This is a genomic window from Rhizobium johnstonii 3841 (assembly GCF_000009265.1).
Taxonomy (GTDB): Bacteria; Pseudomonadota; Alphaproteobacteria; order Rhizobiales; family Rhizobiaceae; genus Rhizobium; species Rhizobium acaciae.
Genome location: NC_008384.1, coordinates 616,606 through 634,539 on the forward strand (window position 1 = coordinate 616,606; position 17,934 = coordinate 634,539).

Sequence of the window (17,934 nt, forward strand, 5' to 3'; positions counted from 1 at the left end):
TGAGCCATGCTGTTGAAGATTTCCTATGAGGACGGCAGCGGTCGGGAGGTCATCCCGCTCTCGGCGAACGAGACCTATTTCGTCGGCGAAAGCAGCACGCTGACACTGCCCGCCGGCGCGGGGGTCGTGCGGCTGCGCGGCAGCCACGTCTCCTCGCCGCAATTCGTGCTGCGAAAGTCGGGCCAGGGCTGGTCGGTGCAGCATCACGGCCGCAACCCGACGCGCGTCGACGATCAGCCGCTTCGGGCCGGCACGCCGGTCGCGGTCTCGGCCGGCATGTCGATCTGGGTGCCGAACGTCACGATCGAGCTCGTCGAGCCGGCAGCGGCCGCCGAAGCGGTCACGCAATTTCCCGACCAGGAACGCGTGCTCGCCCTGCAGATGGAAATCCACGAGCGCCTGCTGAAGGACACGCAGTATGACCGGCTGGTGAAATCCGCCGATTTCGGCCGCGAGGACACGCGAAACCGAATCCGCGAGCGCCTCGACATGTTCATCAAGGAGGCGCTCGACGCTGCACCGCAGGATCTCGTCATCCTCGTCATCAAGAACGCCGTTTATCGGTGGCTGGCCAAACGCATTGCCCGCACGGGGCGGCGCGACGCCTCGTCGAATGCCGCAAGCCTGTCGCGCGAGGAGCAGGACAATCGCCGCTTGTTCGACGTCGGCAAGGCGCTGATATCGGCCTTGCAGCTCAAGCTGAACTTCGAATCCACCCGCTCGGACTTCGCCCAGCTCGATACCCGGTTCAGCGCCGCCTTCCAGTCCCGGCAGGCTCTTTTCAACGCCGGCGACCGCTATGAGATCGCCCATATGCACCTGCGCTCCAGCATAGAGGAGCTGATGTATCGCTGGGGGACGATCTCGGAGCTGATGGATCTCGATGTCATCTCGGAAATCATGGTGACGCGCTACGACGAGATCTACGTCGAAAAATTCGGCCTGCTGGAACGTTACCCCTTCGCCTTCGCCAATGAACGGCAGCTGATGAAGGTGATCGAGCGCATCGCCGTCGATTCCAACCGCTCGATCAACGAGAGCGAGGCGATGGCCGACTTCCGCATGCCGGATGGCTCGCGCGTCAACGCCGTCATTCCGCCGCTGGCAGTCAAGGGCGCTTGCCTGACCATCCGCAAGTTCGGCGGCAAGTCGCGGCTCGATATCGGCAAGCTGGTCACCGCCGGCGCGCTCAGCGAGCCGATGCGCGCCTTCCTCGAGGCTGCGGTTCGTTCACGCAAGAACATCGTCGTCTCAGGCGGCACCGGCTCCGGCAAGACGACGCTCTTGAACAGCCTGTCGCAATTCATCCCGGTCGGCGAGCGCGTCGTTGCCGTCGAGGACACGTCGGAACTGCAGCTTGACGGCATCCATGTCGTCTACCTGCAATCGCGGCCGAAGACGGCAGAATCCGAGACCAGCGTCACCATCCGCGACCTCGTGCGCAACGCGCTGCGCATGCGGCCTGACCGCATCATCGTCGGCGAGTGCCGTGGCGCCGAGGCGATCGACATGCTGCAGGCGATGAACACCGGCCATGCCGGCTCGATGACGACGGCGCATGCCAACACGCCGCAGGACATGATGACCCGCCTGGAAGTGATGGTGCTGCAGGGCCAGAGCTCGCTGCCTGTCATGGCGATTCGCCAGCAGATCGTTGCCGCCGTCGAGCTCGTCGTGCAGCTCAACCGCCTGGCGAATGGCCGGCGCGCGGTCACCGAGATTTCGGAGGTGATCGGCATCGATCCGGATACCGGCCTCATCATCGTCGAGCCGATCTTCAATCTCGTCGGCCGCGCCGGCGGCCAGGCCGTGCATGCCTTCACCGGCTACCTGCCGAGCTTCGTCGCCGAGCTCGTCGAGTTCAACGACGACGGCGAGATCGAGAAACTGGACATGTTCGTCTAGAGCGGTTCCAGAACCGCTCTAAGCTTTTGTTTTTACGCAATTCTTCGGCAAAAACGCTTGGCGCTTTGCCTGGGAAAACCGCTTCGCACTTTTCCTGGAATTGCTCTGAGGGGGAAACCATGGATATCAGCATTCTGCAGATTTTTACGGTCGCCCTCGGGGCGGTGACCGCGGGACTGCTCGTCTGGGGCGCGCCGGTGCGCTGGCCGGCGCCGCTGCTGCGCGCCACCGAGCGTGACATTGCACTCGCCAGCGAGGCGGCGCAGGTCTTCGGGCGTGATGCCGTTCCGCCCTATACGATGATCCTCGCCTACGGCATCACGGCGATCGTCGTCTTCATCGTGATCTCTCTGATCTTCGGGCCGATCTTCGGCTTCGTCATCGCCATCCCGGTCGCCATCTTCCTGCCCAAGGGCGTGATCCGTTATTATCTGCAGCGCCGCTGGCTGCAGATCGAATCGCAGCTTCCCTATGCCGTCGACCAGATCGTCTCGGCCGTGCGCACCGGCAAGCCGCTCGCCATCGCAGTCAATGCGGTCGCCGATACCGGCCAGATGCCGGCCTCGCGCGAATTCGAGCGCATTGCCCGCGAACAGAAGCTCGGCATCGGCCTGGTCGAGGCGCTCGACCGCCACGGCCGCAACGTGCCGAGCCTGCACTTCAAGATGGTCGATGCGGCACTCGGTCTCTTTGCGCGCCAGGGCGGCGACATTTCCGAGCCGCTGACGGAAATGTCGAAATCCTTCAAGGAAATCTGGAAGCTCGATCAGAAGATCACCACCTCGTCGTCGCAGGCGCGCATGAACTTCCGCGTCGTCAATGGCGGCGCGCTGTTCATGATCCTGATGATCTTCTTCGGCCAGCCGGAATTGATCGACAAGGTGTTCGGCAACGCCATCGGCATCGTCATCGCGATCGTCGGCGCCATCCTCTATGCAACCGGTTTCTTCTGGATGCGCTCGATGATGAAGGTGTCGGTATGATGTCCGAGATACCCCTCGCCCCGATCGCCATCACCTTTGCCGGCATTACCGCTGCGCTGTTCGTCTGGTGGATCGGCGATATGCTCGGCAGCATTCAGGTGGTGCGCCGGTCCGCCGGCGGCGATGGTCCGCCGCCGAATATCGTCGACAGCATCGGCATGCGCACGCCGGTCGAATTCGTGCTGACGCATTTCGAGCCGCTTCTGGCCGATTACGGCGCGCAGCTCGAGCAGAAGCTGATCTATGGCGGCCGGCCGTTCGGCGGCGTCACGGGGCGGGAATATATCGCGCTTCTCGTGGTTCTCAGTCTCTTCGGTTTCATCGTGCTCGGCCTGTTGTTCGGCATCGCCAGCGGCAGCGTCATCGGAGGGCTCGTCGCCGGCCTGATCCTCGGCCTGATCCCCGCCATCTATTTCTGGGTCGTCGCCGACGACAAGGCGCAGGACCGCAAGGAGCGCATTTCGCGCGAGTTCCCCTATTTCCTCGATCTCGTCGTCATGACGCAGCAGGCGCAAGCGACGCTGCCGGAAAGCCTGAGGCTTTATGCCGAAGCCGCACCCGGCACCGTCATGAGCGAAGAGATCGAACAGACGCTGAAGGACGTGGCGCTCGGCACCGGCATGATCGAGGCGTTGCAGCGGCTGGAGCGCCGCATGACCGCCGAGGAGGTCATCCGCGTCATCCGCGCGGTGATCCAGGGCGAAGTCGAGGGCAGCAACCGCGTCGAGCTGTTGCGCGAACACGCGCGCGACCTGCGCTTCCGCCGCTGGGAAAAGGCCGACCGGGCCAGTGAAAAGCTGAAGGCCAAGATCGTCATGCCGGCGATGATGATCGTCGTGTCGATCCTGCTTCTGGTGCTGGCGCCTGCAATTGTCGAGATGATGTCGAGTGGGATGTTCTGATCATGGTCTTTTCCTTCTTTCGCGGAAACAAGCCTAGCCTTCTGCAGACCGGTCCCGGCGGCCAGAGCCGCAGCCATGTGCTCGACCGGCCGGAAATGTCGATCGGCCGGGCTGCTAATGCCGATATCGTCGTCGACGATCCGTTCCTGGCGCCGATCCATGCGCGCATCGAGCGGCAGAGCGACGGCGGCTTCATCATTCGCCGCATGGGGCTGAACCCGATCATGCTGCGCGGCGAAGCGCTGTTGCAGACGGCCTCGCTGAAGGCTGGCGACAGCTTCCGTCTCGGTAAGGACGTCGAATTCCAGTTCGTCGTCAAGGCCGCCGCCAAGGAGGCGCCGAAGAAGGAGACCTCGAAGGCAAGTGACGACAAGCCGAAAAAGTCGCTCCTCAAGCAGCCGGCCTTCCTCGCCGGCATGGGTGTCGCCTACCTCGCCATCGTCGGCATCATCGGCTACGTGATCCTGTCCGACAGCGACAGCGCGGAAAGTGGCCCGACGGCGGAACGCATCAATGCGGAAGCCGCCCGCATCCCGACATGCATCAAGAATGCCCGGCGCATGCGCCAGGTTTCCGAGCAAAGCTTCAACGGCGCCGTCGGCGGCCGCGTCGGCAGGGATGGCGATGCAACCTATGCCGCGCTTTCGCTGGCAGCCGAACCATCCGACGATGCCGCGCTGGCCAAGGCCGCCGAGCCGATCGTCGAGGCCTACAAGCGCACGGCGCTCGCAGCCCTCGCCTCGGAAAACCGCGGCAACAATACGTTGGCGCAGACCCTCTACCAGCAGACCTACGATCTCGTTCCCGACGTCAACTGCTCAGCCGCGCGTTTCGCGCTGCAGCGCCGCGCCGCCACGAAGCCGCCCGCCCGCCGCTGATCGCAGGCCTGTAGCAAGCAATGCTCGCCGGTGCCGGGGTGATCAGCGGCGCGCGCGTTGCACAGGGCTGCTCTAAGGCTGCTCCAGGGGCTTGGCCTTCCCCGCCTCGCATTCCGGCAGTCGCACAGGTTTGGCGAGGTTCGCCAGCGCCTCGGGCTTGGCGCATGCCGGGAAGCCAGCGAGCGGCATTGTCTCTAAGAACCGATTGCGCTCGATTATGCTTAGGCCAGGTTCACTGATCATGCTCTCGACAGTCACCTCGGGGTGCTGCTTGAGAGTTTCCATAGCTGAAGCATGCGCTTCATCGGTTCGACCCAGTGCCGCAAGCGAGCTGCTACGGACCACCCAAGTCCACTTTTGGTAGTTGTTGGGCGTCATGCGCTCCAACATCGTCACCGCGTCTTCATACCGCCCCGCCATAAAATAGGCAGGTGCGAAGAAGTTGGACGCCCACATCGGATAATTCGGGTCGAGCCGCATGACCTTGTCGACCATTTGAGCACCGCGTTCTGGTTCGCCGAACCGTGCTGCATAGCCGCTGTAAAAAGTCAGGATTTCGGACGAACCCGGAGCGAGACGAAGGGCCGTGTCGAATTCGGACTTGCCGCGGCCCATATCGCCCTTATTGGCAAGGCTCATACCAAACACCGCATGGGCTTCAGCGTCGCTCGGATCAAGCCGCACCGCGCGTTCGGCCACATCGGCGGCCACCTTGCGGTTGCTCTCGGGATTGACGCCAAACACACCCATCAGATCATGAGCATGGTAAAGTTCTACCCAGGCCCGTGCCAGCCCCGGGTCCAGCTCGACGGCGCGGTTGAGAAACGCGATGGCCTCCTCGTCATCGGCTTTGGTGAGCTTTTCGATCTTCTCGGACCCGAGAAGATAGTAATCATAGGCATTCAGGTTTTCAGGCCGTTTGCGTTTGGCTGCAGCCCGCCCGGCCTCTTGAATCAGTCCCACTCCGCCGCCGAGGCGGTTGGCGACCTGTTCTGCGATTTCGGTCTGAACGGCGAACACGTCCTCAGCGGGCCGGTCCCAATTCTCCGACCAAAGATGGTGGCCGGTTTTTGCATCGATCAACTGTGCTGTGATCCGTACCCGGCCACTCTGCCGCTGGATCGAGCCTTCCACTACAAAGCCGACATGGAGCGCGCTTGCGACCTGGCGGGCATCCACGGGCTTGCCCTTATAAACTTCCGTCGAATTCCGCGCCACCACCTCGAATTCGGGAAACCGCGCGAGGTCGGTGATGATGTCCTCAGTCAGGCCGTCGGCCAGACGCCCGCTGGCCTCGTCGCCGCCATAATTGTTGAAGGGCAGCACCGCCAACAAAGGCTTGCCACTCAAAGGTTCGGGCTGCAAGAACCACCAGACCCCGCCGCCCGCCAGTGCAAGCGCCACGATCGACGCCGCAGCCGTTTTAGCCCAGCGCGGTATCATTTTGAGAAGGGGCCGACGCGCCCGTTTACCGTCGAGTCTCAGCCGATACATCCGTACCGGGCGGCTGATGTTCTTGACCTGCTGCTCGCCGGCGAAATCGAGCGGCCAGTCGAGTTTGCCCTGGAGATGATCGTATGCCGTGCCCGACACCACCACGCCGCCTGGTTCGGCCAAATGCTCCAGCCGCGCGGCGACATTCACTCCATCCCCATAGACATCGCCATCCACCAAGGCCACATCGCCCAGATTGATCCCGACGCGAAATACGATGCGCTCAGGCTCCGGTAGGTCGGCGTTGCGCGCCGCCACGGCATTCTGAAACTCTGCGGCGCAGGCAACCGCATCAACCACGCTGTCGAAGGCGACGAGCGTGCCGTCACCCATCAGCTTGATAATGGTGCCATGGCGCTCTGAGATTGCGGGATTGATCAGTTCGGCGCGGATGGCCTTCAGTCGCTTGATGGTGCCGGCCTCATCGGCCTCCATCGCCTTCGAGTAGCCGACCATATCCGCCGCTAGGATCGCGAGCAGCTTCCGGTCAAGCGTGGGGGTACCCATCATCGTTGCCTTGCATGAACATGCAATAGTGTCGGCAGTCTACACCCATCGACGCGCCGCAACTAGCACAGCGCCAAAACGGCATGTCTGCTTGTGGTGCTATCCGGCCCAGAACCGAAGCAGACCTCACGCGTCCCAAAGGGACGCTCCCCAGCATGCGCAGAACATCTGGAATCCGCCCGCCGACGGTCTCGAACGCAAGGGTCGGCGCAACCCGGCAGAAGCCGCGTGCCGATGGCGCCTCGAGATCGGCAAGGATCGCCTGGTAGGCAACGATGGCGAGCTTATAGGCTTCCGCGGTGTAGCGGCCGTCGGCCACGACGGAGCGTGGTCAGCCAAACCCTTCCACCAGGAAATCTATCACCGTCCGCAACATCGCTGTCGGCCGCCGGTTCGGCGCATAGATGAGGTGCATCGGTACAGGCTTGTAGGACCATTCCGGCAGCACTTGCTCGAGCCGTCCTTCGGCGATATCGGCAGCGAGCAGCAGTTCCGGCTGAAGTGCAATTCCCGCGCCGCTGAGCGCGGCCACACGTAGCGCCGCCCCCTGGTTGGTCGAGAATTTTCCGGAAATCAATACATCACGCATTTCGCCGCCCGGCCCGACTAGGTGCCAGCGATCCCGCATGCGCCAATAGGAGTGGCCGAGGCAGAGATGGTTCGCCAGAGCCTCCGGCGAGGCCGGCCGGCCATGGCGGGCAAGATAGTCCGGCGAGGCAGCGAGAATCCGCCGGTAGGGTGTGAGCGGACGGGCGACGAGGCTGCTGTCCGAGAGCGGGCCGATGTGGATACCGAGCTCGAACCCCTCGCCGACGAGGTCATGGACATTGTTGTCGAGCGATAGCTCGATGCTGACGTCGGGATAGGCGTTCTGGTAATCGATCAGCGTCGGCACCAGGACCTGCGTCCCGAAGCTGACGGGTGCCACCAACCGAAGCCGGCCGCGCGGCGCCGATTGCAGCTCGCTCGCCGAAGCCTCGGCCAGCGCCACTTCGGAAAGGGCGCGCTTGCAGCGCTCGTAATAGAGCTGGCCGACTTCTGTCAGCTGATGGCGTCGCGTGGTGCGATGGATCAGCTTCGCCCCGAGCCGGGTCTCAATGGTCTTGATGTGTTTGGCAACCATAGCAGGCGACACTTGCGCGATCTCCGCGGCCGCCGCGAAACTGCCATTGTCGATGACCCTGACGAACATCGCCATGCCGGCCAGCTTGTCCACGATTGCCTACCTGTTGGTTTCGAATGACGATACCAACAGCTTATTTATCAACCAAGAGATTTACAACATGGTCGTCATGTCCGCGCCAAGACGACGGACATCACCAACCTGACCAAGGAGAAATCATGCCCATTCTTCACCTGCAGATGCATCCCGGCCGCACCGACGATCAGAAACGCGCCTTCGCGCGCGAAGCGACTAAGGCCGCCGTCGAAACCCTGGCGTGCCCGCCGGAATCGCTGGAAATCCTGATAACGGAGATCGCCAAGGATTACTGGGCGGTCGGCGGCAAGCTGAAATCCGAGGCCTGAGAGACGGCCCACAGCGGCGAAGGCTCGAACTCCGGGACGCCGCCGCCATGGTATCGAACAGGGAGCCGGCCCCTCGGCTCCCGTGCTGAATGTGAAGGGCGGCCGGTTGATTTTACTGGCCGCCGCAACTCCACCGCCCGCAAGCCTGTGGCAGCCGACTTCGCCGGGGAATTTGCCTTTTGGTGCATCTGACCCATGGCGGAGTTCGGCCTTAAGCGGACTTTCTTCGTTGCCGAAGGATAAGGCTGCTTTGCGCCCTAAACCATATCAGTCGTAGAGCCCAGCCAAGCGGCGGCTTGAAAGCGGACAACGCATTGGACTGGCGAGGCGCATGTTTGCGTCAAAAGCGGATTTACGTTGATCGTGATTGCATCTCTGATGCCTGCGCCTGCTTTTTGGCCTGTGTCCAGCGGGTCACTCGTTCGCAAGCACTGTCTTTCCCGATGCAAATTGGCGATCATAGAAAATCCGAACCGATAGAACGACGCCGGCGATCAGGACAACAACCCCGGCGACTTCGATCGGCGTTGGCCAGCGCGCATGCACGAAAAGTCCGCCGATCACGCCGAAGGCAGTCTCTGAGACGATCAATTGCGCGGCCAAGGCAACCGGCAGGCTGCGCGAGGCAATATTCCAGGCCCAGACGCCGCCCACGGTGGCCAGTAGCGCGAGAGTTGTGCCCCAGACATAGAGGTTGCCGGCAGCGCTCCAGCCGAAACCCAATATAGGAAGCCGGAAGAGGTCCATCGCGGCACCGATGGGATAGAAGGCCAGCATCAAGACGCCGCCGCCAACCAGTATCAGCGCCGACCACACTCCGGAGGGCATGTCCGGCCGTGCGGCGAGTGCTGCCTGATTGGAAAGCGCGAACCAGACCCAAAGGCCCACGGCAGCAAGCGCCAGCGGCACGCCAATCCACAATGATTGCACAGAGTCCAGTCCTTCGGCCGTGAATGCCGTGCCATTGACGAGAACAAGGCCGACCAGCACCAGTGCCAGAGGCACCATGAGGGATCGCCATGGCAATGATGCCTGACCCTGATTGCCAATGACCATCAATACGATTGGTACCAGCCCGAGAAAGGCCGGAGCGATGACTGGGCCGGCAAAGAGGGCCGCTCCCGTCACTGTCAGGAAGTAGCCGACATAGCCGACGAAGGCGAGCCAGATGGCATGCAGGCAGTTTCGAAGCGTGAGGTGGCGCATGACACCCTTCTCGGAAAAAAGGATGCAAGGCCCGACGAGTGCCGAGACGACGTGACGGATGAGAGCAAAATCAAAGGTGGAATAGTCACCGATGATGAAGGGCACCACGAAGTTGAGCGAAAAGGCAAAGGCCGCAAAGAGAGCGGCCGACACGCCAATATAGAAAAGTCTGTCCATAATGTTCACCCTTTTGAAGTTGCGTCACCGAGCCCTGGTCTCCGCGACACCGAGTGTGCCGGTTGGCAATCAAGCGAAATGCTTGATCGAATGGGGAAATTTTACCGGCCACGCGCTCTGGTCGGTAGCCGGCGAAAATGAGAACCAGCCTCTCGATACGCATCACCCGGATCGTGAAACGGTGCTGTATCGCGGGGGCCGCGATGCGGCTCCCACTTTGACCGGGGCGGGCGACTGGTTGACTCTGCTGGCTGCCGGAACTCCACCGCCCGCAAGCCTATGGCAGCCGACTTCGCCGGGGGATTTGCCTTTTGGTGCATCTGAGCCATGGCGGAGTTCGGCCCGAAGCGGTCGTTGGTGAGGAGTTTAGTTACTTCGCTCGGGGCTGAGATTAGGTGGAATACAATGTACGCTCACTTCATTGCGAGCTCGAAAACTCAACGACTTTTCCACTAGGACCGATCGACATTCATTGCATCCAGATCATGACTGCAGCGAGATGGATGAATCCTGTGAAATGGATAGTTCGACGCTCGTAGCGGGTGGCAAAGCGTCGGAAGTGTTTCAGGCGATTGAAGCACCTTTCGATGCGATTGCGATGCTTGTAGATGATCGGATCATGCGGGATGATGATCTTTCGGGAACGGTTTGAGGGTATGACCGCCTCGGCCTCCATCTTCGCGATTGTTGCGCGCAAGGCGTTGCTATCATAGGCTTTATCGCCCAGAACGGCCTGACCGGTCTGGTCATGAAGAAGAGCAGGAGCTTGCGTGATGTCGCCGACCTGGCCGGCCGTCACGATAAAGCGCAAGGGACGCCCGAGTGCATCGGCCAGCATATGGATCTTAGTCGTCAGTCCACCTCTGGAACGCCCCAGCGCCTGATCCTTGGCCCCCCTTTTCCGCTCGCCGCCTGTTGATGGGCACGCACGATGGTACTGTCGATCATTAAGTACTGATTGTCCCGGTCAGCAGTGAGGGCATCAAAGACCCGCTCCCATACGCCGGCATGGCACCAGCGACTGAACCGGCGATGGACCGTCTTCCATTTCCCGTAGCGCTCCGGCAGGTCCCGCCAGTGTGCGCCCGAGCGCAGCACCCACAAACACCCGTTCACAAACAGCCGGTTATCTACCCCCGTCCGACCTGGATCGCTGGCCTTGCCTGGCAACAAAGGCGCAATTCTCGACCATTGCGCCTCGTTCAACTCGTATCGCTTCACTCCCATCAAAGGCCTCCGCGCTTCACACGGTACCCTATGAATCAGTGATCAACCGATTTGGGAATCTGGAGGGTTCTGTGAGGTCCGTTCGCTATGCGTGCGGCATTCACTGATCGGACCTCATTGAAGCCGGATTGAGCGAAGGCGCGGGTTGTTTGGCGCTATGGGGATTTAGTCGAAGCGGTGGATGGCGTTTGGCAGAATCGAGCCTTGCCGGAGCACCTGGACAGGTCTGGAAGGAGATTCTTGCCGGTATGCGGTGTCTTTGACGCTCCTGTCGGCTGGTTTGCATCGGCCGACCCCTTGGTTCTGTGGCGGTTTACGTCGCTCAGGCACGCATTGGCCAAAACACTCGCCTCGCGGCTCCCGGCATGCCGACGCTGATCGTTGCAATGATGCTGCGCGTGATATGATCATGAACTGTCTTTCCATGCTGGCCGGCGTACCGGCTGGAGCGGGGTCCATGCGCCGATGATTGTCATGGCTCCGCCACAACAGGGACAGCGATGCGCCAAGGGTGGTGGCTTTGCGTCCGGTTCTTCGACCGGGTGTTCCGGCGGCGGGACGTCGAGCAGGCTTCGGCACAGATCCAGCTTCAGTTGCCGATGGCCATTGGCAAGCAAGCCGAAGTGACGAATGCGGTGGAAGCCGTCCGGAACGATGTGAAGCAGGAAACGGCGGATGAACTCGTGGGCATCAAGCGTCATTACCTTTTGCCTGCCGCCCGTTCGATAATCCTTCCATCGGAATGTGACGCGATCGCCATCGATGCTGACGAGGCGGGAATTGGAGATGGCAATGCGATGGGTATAGCGCCCGAGATAGGCCAGCACCTGTTCGGGTCCGGCAAATGGCGGCTTGGCGTAGACCACCCAGTCGACACGCCGCGCTTCTTTGACGATGCGATTGAACGCGGCCGGATCGGCCAGGCCGGCGATATCGCCAAAGAACCGAAGCTGGCCCAGGTCGTAGGCCTGCTTCAGCTCTTCGAGAAACAGCCGCCGGAACAGGCGTGACAGAACCCGCACGGGCAGGAAGAAGTTTGCCCGGCAGGCAACCCAGCGGGACTGGTCGGCCGACAATCCGCCGCCCGGCACGATGCAATGGATATGCGGGTGATAATGGAGCGTCTGGCCCCAGGAGTGCAACACCGCGATGAAGCCAATCTCTGCACCCAGATGCTTGGGATCGGCAGCAAGCCTGCGCAGCGTCTCGGCGACAGCGCGAAAGAGGATCGTGTAAACGGCATTTTTGTTCTGGAAGGCGATTGCGGCGATCTGCTGCGGTAGGGTGAAAACCACGTGGAAATAGCCGACCGGCAGAAGGTCGGCCTGCCGGGCAGCAAGCCAGTCACGGCTCGCCTGTCCCTGGCACTTCGGGCAATGCCGGTTGCGGCAGGAATTATAGGCGATGCGGAACGCCGCGCAGTCCTGACATTGCTGGACATGCCCGCCCAGGCGAGCGGTCCGGCACATCTCGACCGCACTCATGACCCGGCGTTCGACACGCCCGAGATGAGCGTCGTGTGTTTGGCGATATCTTTCCCCGTGGCGGCGAAAAATGTCCGCCACCTGCAGTCCCGCCGCCATAGCGAAGCTATGCTCAGCCTGGCGGCACCACCTCTAGCGTCAGCCGGTCGAGCGGGCTGGTCGTGCTGCGGATCAGCGTATTGGAAACCTTCGTGTAGCGTGCCGTGGTGGACAGATTGTTGTGGCCGAGCAAAACCTGAATGATGCGGATGTCGGTTCCGCTTTCCAGAAGATGGGTGGCAAAGCTGTGACGCAGCGTATGTACCGTCACCCTTTTGTCGATGCCGGCAGCAGTGCACGCCGAACGGCAGGCAGAATACAGAACCTGGACGTCAATGGGCTTGGTCTCGTCCCGGCCCGGAAACAGCCAGACCTCGGGTCTCGCCAGCCGCCAATAGACCCGCAGGATCGCGAGCAACTGCGCTGACAGCATGACGTTGCGATCCTTTCCGCCCTTGCCATGCTCGACGCGGATGATGCCGCGCTCGCCATCAATGTCGCGGACCTTGAGATGGACAGCTTCCGAGGCGCGCAGCCCCGCCGCATAAGCTGTCGTCAATGCGGTGCGGGTCCTCAGGCTCGGAACCGCTTCCAGAAACCGCACGATCTCGTCGCCGTTTAGGATCGTCGGAAGCTTGGCGGGTGTCCGGGCATAAGCAATGCGCTCCGGTATCTCGCCATGACCAAGCGTGACGCCAAAGAAGAACCGCAGGGCACAAACTGTCTGGTTCAAGGCCGGCCATGATAGGCCCGATGAGACCAGATGCACCTGAAACGCGCGCACGTCTTCCAGTCCAAGACGGTCTGGCGATCGCCCGAAATAGCGCGAGAACTTCGTCACCGCATGCAAATACGATCGTTGCGTCGCTGGCGAAAGATTGCGGATCGTCATGTCATCGATCATGCGCCGGCGTAGCGGGCTTATCTCTGTCATCGTCATCTCCTGTTCAAAGGTCGGGCTAAAACAGCCCAATCCTTCAAATCAGAAGCGCATCATGCAATCCCGCGCTCCAAATGCCGCGATAGCGGCTTCGTTCAATCCTGAATGTCGATCGGTCCTAAGCTGATTTCGATCCTCGACGCCTTGTCTAGTATGAGCGTCTCGGGGGCTCCGTCACTCCCGGAACAGGCCCTGCGGAAGACCTTGATGACAGGGCCGTAGACGACCTGATAGCCAAGGTCGACGCAATTGGGTTCTCCTGTAGTAATCGGATTGGCGCTAGCATCACATCTCTCAGCATAAGGGAAATTTTTTGCTGTCATCGAAAGCCGAATAAGGGCTGCGCTTTGGCTGAACATTTCCCAGAAAATATATATGACGATAACGACACAGGCGAAGAGGCCACTGAGTCTGAAAAGACCAAGGGACAAACTAGGACCGGCCTCATCATCCTGCATTTTGTGCTTTTCTAGCTTTGGGACTAATGTCCGCGGCTGGGGCGCAAACGTGACGTCGAGAGGCGAGTAGCCCCCGAAATACGTGCTATCTTTGCGCGCTTGAGGGAAGGTCCGGTCGTCGCTCTCCAACCCCCTGCCGGACGAGCGATAGAGCAGCTATACCCGCCTCATCGGCCGCACGCAGAAGCGCTTCCCGGAATTGTTCCGGGGCAATTTTGCCGCTCAACGCGTCGACGCAGGCTTTCACGGCAGCCACATATTCCTCGCCGTCATCACAAGGCCAGTCGTTGATCAGGAGACGCGCCGCGTCGCCCAGCGTCCATACGATCTTGCGAGATGCCGGGCCTCGCAAAGCAAACCCAACCGGCGTGAATGCTGATGATGTGTTCCAGCACATTGTCCTCGACCCCTCAAGGCACGGATACCGCAGTCCCCAGTTCAATATACGCGCGTATTTTGTAATTTGGAATTGAAATTTGTAGAAGCGTACGGCTTGAACGCGAGCCGCCGAATGAAGCAGAAAGGGCGCACGCGCTCCCCTGTTCGCTCCCATTTTTCGCCGCGCTCACCGCAATTCGGCGGTGACGCGGAAGATGCCGCCGGCCGACGCGTCGGAGCAGACGACGAAGGTCGAGCCTTCCTGCGCCATGAAGGCGACATTGCCGCCGGCTTCGCAGGGGGTGGCGCTCCATTGCAGGATGATATCGCCATTGTCTGGCAGCTTCTCCGGCGTGATCTTCGCCGCACTTGCCATCCATTCCGTCGCCGACGGCAGGTGGACGGGCGCGTTCAACTGCTTCGACAGCCAGGCCGTATAGTTCTGCGCCACGGCAAGCGGCACGTCGTCGGCCGGCTGCTGCGGATTGTCGGCATAGGCCTGTGCTGCGGCGGGATCGGAATTGGCGGTGTAATATTCCGCCATCTCGGCACGGGTGACGGCCTTCGTCTGCATGCAGAAGGACTTGTCGATCTTCACGGCGCCATTGGCAACGCCAAGCATGCCGCCGAGCTCCTGCATCGACGAGGTCATCAGCCGGACATTCTCCAGCGAATAACTTCCCGCCGGCACGGTCTCGAAGGCAAGCGTCTGCGAAACCGGGCAGAAGCCGCGCGCCGACAGCGCCTCGAGATCGGCAAGGATCGGCTGGTAGGCAACGATGGCGAGCTTATAGGCCTCCGCGGTGTAGCGGCCGTCGGCCTCGCCGATCTTCGGGGCGAGTGCCGCAAGCGTCGGATCGGCAGCACCGGCGCGGGTCGCGATCGAGGCGCTGAGATCGGTAACTTTCTGCTTCAGCGCCGTCGCCTCATCCTTCGCCGCCATGACGTCGGCGATGACGGCGTCGAACAGTTTGGCGGCGTCGCCATAGCCTGACGTCGCGGCCGGCATCTGCCATTGCTCGGCCTTGGCCTTGGCCTCGGTCATCAGCCCGCTCGCCTTGGCGACATCGGGGCTGTCGCCGGCGCCGATGCGATTGACCGTTTCGCGTTTTGCCGCCGCGTCCTTTTCGGCCGCCGCCAGCGCGGTGAGCGCCTTGGCGAGATCGTCGAACGTCGTTTTCGACGCGTCATAGGCGTCGACGGCAGCATGCATCTGCTTGGCGGTGGCGGCGTCGGCAGCAGTCTTCATCTTGGCGTCGGCCTCGGCAAAACCTGGCGCCTTGTCGCCACCTGCGGCCGAAGCGGCAGCCTTCGCCTTCTCGGCATTCTCCTTCGAGATGCCGATCAGCGCATTGCCGAGGTTGATGGCTGCCGTCTGGAAGCCCGGAAGCGCCTTTTCGTAATCTTCATCCTTGAGCAGCGCATCGGCCGATGTCAGCGCCGAGGCGCCGGTGTCGTAGGAGAGCTTTGCCTGGTCGCTGGCCGGGCGCTCCGGCGCCTTGGCGGCGATTGCCTTCTGCTTGCGGCTTTCGGCCTCCTTCTTCCAGACGCCGACATCGGCGACGAGTTTCGGATCCGGGCGGAGCAACTTCGGGATGGTGACGGCACCGACGCCGATGCAGATCAAGAGCAGCGCTGCGATCATGGAGATTCTGACAGGCGTCCACTTTTTCGGTTTCGGGGTGTCCTGCTGCTGCGCCATGCCGCCGCGCGGATCCCACGACATCGGTTGGATGCCTGTCGTGACGCGCGCGAATTCGCCCAGCGCATCGGCGCCCGTGCGCGGCCGCGCGCTCGGATCGCGGCTCAGCATCCTTTCCACCAGGCTTGCAAGACCCTCGGGAAAGCCCGGGATCAGCACATCGAGGCGGGGAAAGATATTGGAAGGATCGAGATGGATGTTCTTCCAGCTCTGCTCGCGCTGGTGTTCGTCTTCCCAGACCATGACGCTGTCGAAGACGCTGGCATAGGTCTGCCGCGGCAGGAAAAGCTTGTAGGCGATCATGCCCATGGCATAGATGTCGAGCGCGGCGGAGGCGGAAAAAGTACCGCTGGCATAGATTTCCGGCGCGCCGAATTCCGGCACATAGGGCGGGATGATGTGTTCGCCGATCTTCGAGATCAGGTGCAGGTTGCCGATCCGCACCGACAGGCCGGAATAATCCTCCGACACGTAGATGCATTGGTCCGTCAGGGCATTGTGGGCGTAGCCGGCGCCATGCAGCGTCGCCAGGCCCTCGAGGATGTGGCGGCCTATCTCGACGGCGCGTTCGTAAGCCACCATCTCCGTTTCGTCGAGATATTGGTGCAGCGTTTTCGACGGCCGCTTCTCGACGATATAAAAATTGTCGTCTTCCGGCGACGGCGGAATGAGGTCCTCGATTTCGACGAAGCGTCGCGCCGTCAGCGATTTGGCCTCGTTGATGGAGGTCCAGACCCGCTCGAAACGAGCCTTGTCCAGTTTCAGCGCCATATCGGGCGCGACGATGAACACCGAATGGTCCATCCGCTTGTCCTGGGCCGGATAGACGATGAACTCGTTCTCATAGACCGGCTCGCCGATCGTGTAGCGGGCGATCAGATCACTTCTCATGCACGTGTCCCCCTGCATTCATTTCATTCATGAAAACCGAATTCTATTCGCCTGCCAGTAATGGATCACCAATCAGGCCTGCGGCCAGCAGCAGGCCGGTCTTGGTATCGCGAAGCGCGAAGGCAAAACGGGCATCGGCCACGACGCGAATAAGCTTCGGATCGATGCTGCGTTCCGTGATAACAGCCGTGGCTGCCGCCGCCTCCGTGCCGTTTTCGTCAACCTTGATCATCGTCTTCTGAAGGACGCGCGCCAGGCTGATGTTTTCCTTGGTAAAACCCGGGAAACCCGCATCCTTGGCCTTCTCGGGCGCCACTCCCATCGCATTGAGTATCGGCATCAAATCACGCCCGTCGTTCAGGGAAAAGCGGGGCAGGAAGATTTCGCCCTTGGCGGCTTCGAATTTTTCCCCCTGCAGCCAGGAAGCGAGCGCCTTCAGGTCCGATCCACCCACACCCTTGCCGGAGCGCGCCGCCACTACGACCATGCTGTAGCTCTCGCCGGCATAGGCAAGGTCGACGGCGGTGAATTTCTCGTCGAAGCGGAACCTCTGGCCATCGCCGGCAAGATGCATCATCGGCACCGAAATCGTCGACCCATCCGGCCGCTGAAATGGGCTTGCTGGGCTTTCCCTATCGAAGGACGTCTTCCAGCGTGCCTTGAAGGAGAGTGCGCCGAGACTGACGAAGCCGCCGCCGGGCGGTGCGTCCAGGATGACAGGAATGGCGCCTCGCGTTGCCTGTTTGACCCAGCCGTTGATGTGCTCGACCGATTTCGGTCCGTCGAGATCCTCGATCGAAGGCTTGATCCGGTGGCCGGCGAGCATGGAGAGCGCATCGGGAACGAGCACCAGCTTGTCGTCGAAGACGATCGCGACCGCCGTCGCCAAAGGCGCGTCCGCCGCTGCCGGCTTCTCGGGGGTCATTGCGTCAAGCGCCGTCTCCGGTCCCTTTATCTCGCCGCCGAAGCCGAGGCCCTTGGCGATCGAGGCTTTGCCTTGGTCGGAGGCGCCGAGGCTTGCAAGACCGAGTGCTGCGGCAAGGCTTGCCGGCGACACCATGATATTGGCAGCACCCTCCTTTGCCAGCGTGCGGTCGATGAGTTCGGCGGCAAGCCCTGCCTGCGCGGCGAGCATCGCCTTGCTGTCGCCGGAGTTGCCGGCATGGGCGGCCGGGGCAAGCGCCATCAGGGAAGCGGCAAGACCCGCCAGCAGAGTGGATTTCGGCATGGTTCGCT

15 protein-coding genes are annotated in these 17,934 nt (G+C 61.7%); 5 read left to right on the top strand and 10 right to left on the bottom strand.

From position 1 onward, the window contains the following. The first annotated feature begins 6 nt into the window (after positions 1-6). The 4 genes from RL_RS32645 to RL_RS32660 all read left to right on the top strand — a co-directional run bounded on the left by RL_RS32645 (position 7) and on the right by RL_RS32660 (position 4,668). Positions 7-1,905, top strand: a complete 1,899-nt coding sequence (locus RL_RS32645; RefSeq protein ID WP_011655297.1) for an ATPase, T2SS/T4P/T4SS family — start codon at positions 7-9, stop codon at positions 1,903-1,905. 119 nt (positions 1,906-2,024) lie between these two features. Beyond that, on the top strand, positions 2,025-2,888 hold the full coding sequence (locus RL_RS32650) for a type II secretion system F family protein (RefSeq protein WP_028741888.1): 864 nt from the start codon (positions 2,025-2,027) through the stop codon (positions 2,886-2,888). Then, complete coding sequence (locus tag RL_RS32655) at positions 2,885-3,790, top strand: type II secretion system F family protein (protein WP_011655299.1); 906 nt, start codon at positions 2,885-2,887, stop codon at positions 3,788-3,790. Before RL_RS32650 ends, RL_RS32655 begins: the two co-directional genes overlap by 4 nt. A 2-nt stretch (positions 3,791-3,792) precedes the next feature. Then, positions 3,793-4,668 (top strand): FHA domain-containing protein, encoded by an 876-nt coding sequence (locus RL_RS32660; protein WP_011655300.1) that lies wholly within the window; start codon positions 3,793-3,795, stop codon positions 4,666-4,668. A 72-nt stretch (positions 4,669-4,740) separates the two neighbouring features. Here the strand turns inward: RL_RS32660 and RL_RS32665 are convergent, their stop codons facing one another. After that, positions 4,741-6,669 carry an adenylate/guanylate cyclase domain-containing protein gene (locus RL_RS32665; protein ID WP_041936940.1) on the bottom strand — a complete coding sequence of 643 codons (1,929 nt, stop codon included), beginning with the start codon at positions 6,667-6,669 and terminating at the stop codon, positions 4,741-4,743. Between the two features lie 331 nt (positions 6,670-7,000). After that, positions 7,001-7,885: a LysR family transcriptional regulator gene (locus tag RL_RS32675; protein ID WP_011655302.1), complete on the bottom strand. Its 885-nt coding sequence runs from the start codon at positions 7,883-7,885 to the stop codon at positions 7,001-7,003. A gap of 125 nt (positions 7,886-8,010) precedes the next feature. Here RL_RS32675 and RL_RS32680 point away from each other — a divergent pair, with 125 nt between their 5' ends. Further along, on the top strand, positions 8,011-8,196 hold the full coding sequence (locus tag RL_RS32680; RefSeq protein ID WP_011655303.1) for a 4-oxalocrotonate tautomerase: 186 nt from the start codon (positions 8,011-8,013) through the stop codon (positions 8,194-8,196). A 414-nt stretch (positions 8,197-8,610) separates the two neighbouring features. On the opposite strand, the gene RL_RS32685 is transcribed toward RL_RS32680, so the two are convergent. The 8 genes from RL_RS32685 to RL_RS32720 form a co-directional block, all read right to left on the bottom strand. Beyond that, positions 8,611-9,579, bottom strand: coding sequence for a DMT family transporter (locus tag RL_RS32685; RefSeq protein WP_011655304.1), 969 nt, complete (start codon positions 9,577-9,579; stop codon positions 8,611-8,613). A gap of 469 nt (positions 9,580-10,048) precedes the next feature. Beyond that, positions 10,049-10,800, bottom strand: a protein-coding gene (locus tag RL_RS38705; protein ID WP_122330932.1) for an IS5 family transposase whose coding sequence is annotated in 2 segments (ribosomal slippage) — positions 10,049-10,482 and positions 10,482-10,800 — 753 coding nt in all. Because the reading frame shifts where the segments join, the coding sequence is not laid out codon by codon here. A 413-nt stretch (positions 10,801-11,213) separates the two neighbouring features. Further along, positions 11,214-12,389 carry an IS91 family transposase gene (locus RL_RS32700; RefSeq protein WP_011654196.1) on the bottom strand — a complete coding sequence of 392 codons (1,176 nt, stop codon included), beginning with the start codon at positions 12,387-12,389 and terminating at the stop codon, positions 11,214-11,216. A 13-nt stretch (positions 12,390-12,402) separates the two neighbouring features. Beyond that, the gene (locus RL_RS32705) at positions 12,403-13,263 is read right to left on the bottom strand and encodes a tyrosine-type recombinase/integrase (protein ID WP_011654197.1); all 861 of its coding nucleotides are present in this window, start codon (positions 13,261-13,263) and stop codon (positions 12,403-12,405) included. 101 nt (positions 13,264-13,364) lie between these two features. Further along, positions 13,365-13,727 (bottom strand): hypothetical protein, encoded by a 363-nt coding sequence (locus RL_RS32710; protein ID WP_122330927.1) that lies wholly within the window; start codon positions 13,725-13,727, stop codon positions 13,365-13,367. Between the two features lie 85 nt (positions 13,728-13,812). Then, positions 13,813-14,124: a DUF982 domain-containing protein gene (locus RL_RS38715; RefSeq protein ID WP_011655309.1), complete on the bottom strand. Its 312-nt coding sequence runs from the start codon at positions 14,122-14,124 to the stop codon at positions 13,813-13,815. Positions 14,125-14,292: 168 nt separating this feature from the next. Continuing rightward, positions 14,293-16,698: a protein kinase domain-containing protein gene (locus RL_RS32715; RefSeq protein ID WP_011655310.1), complete on the bottom strand. Its 2,406-nt coding sequence runs from the start codon at positions 16,696-16,698 to the stop codon at positions 14,293-14,295. Between the two features lie 43 nt (positions 16,699-16,741). Beyond that, a complete protein-coding gene (locus RL_RS32720) occupies positions 16,742-17,926 on the bottom strand; it encodes a serpin family protein (protein WP_011655311.1) in 1,185 nt (394 codons plus the stop codon). Positions 17,927-17,934: the final 8 nt, after the last annotated feature.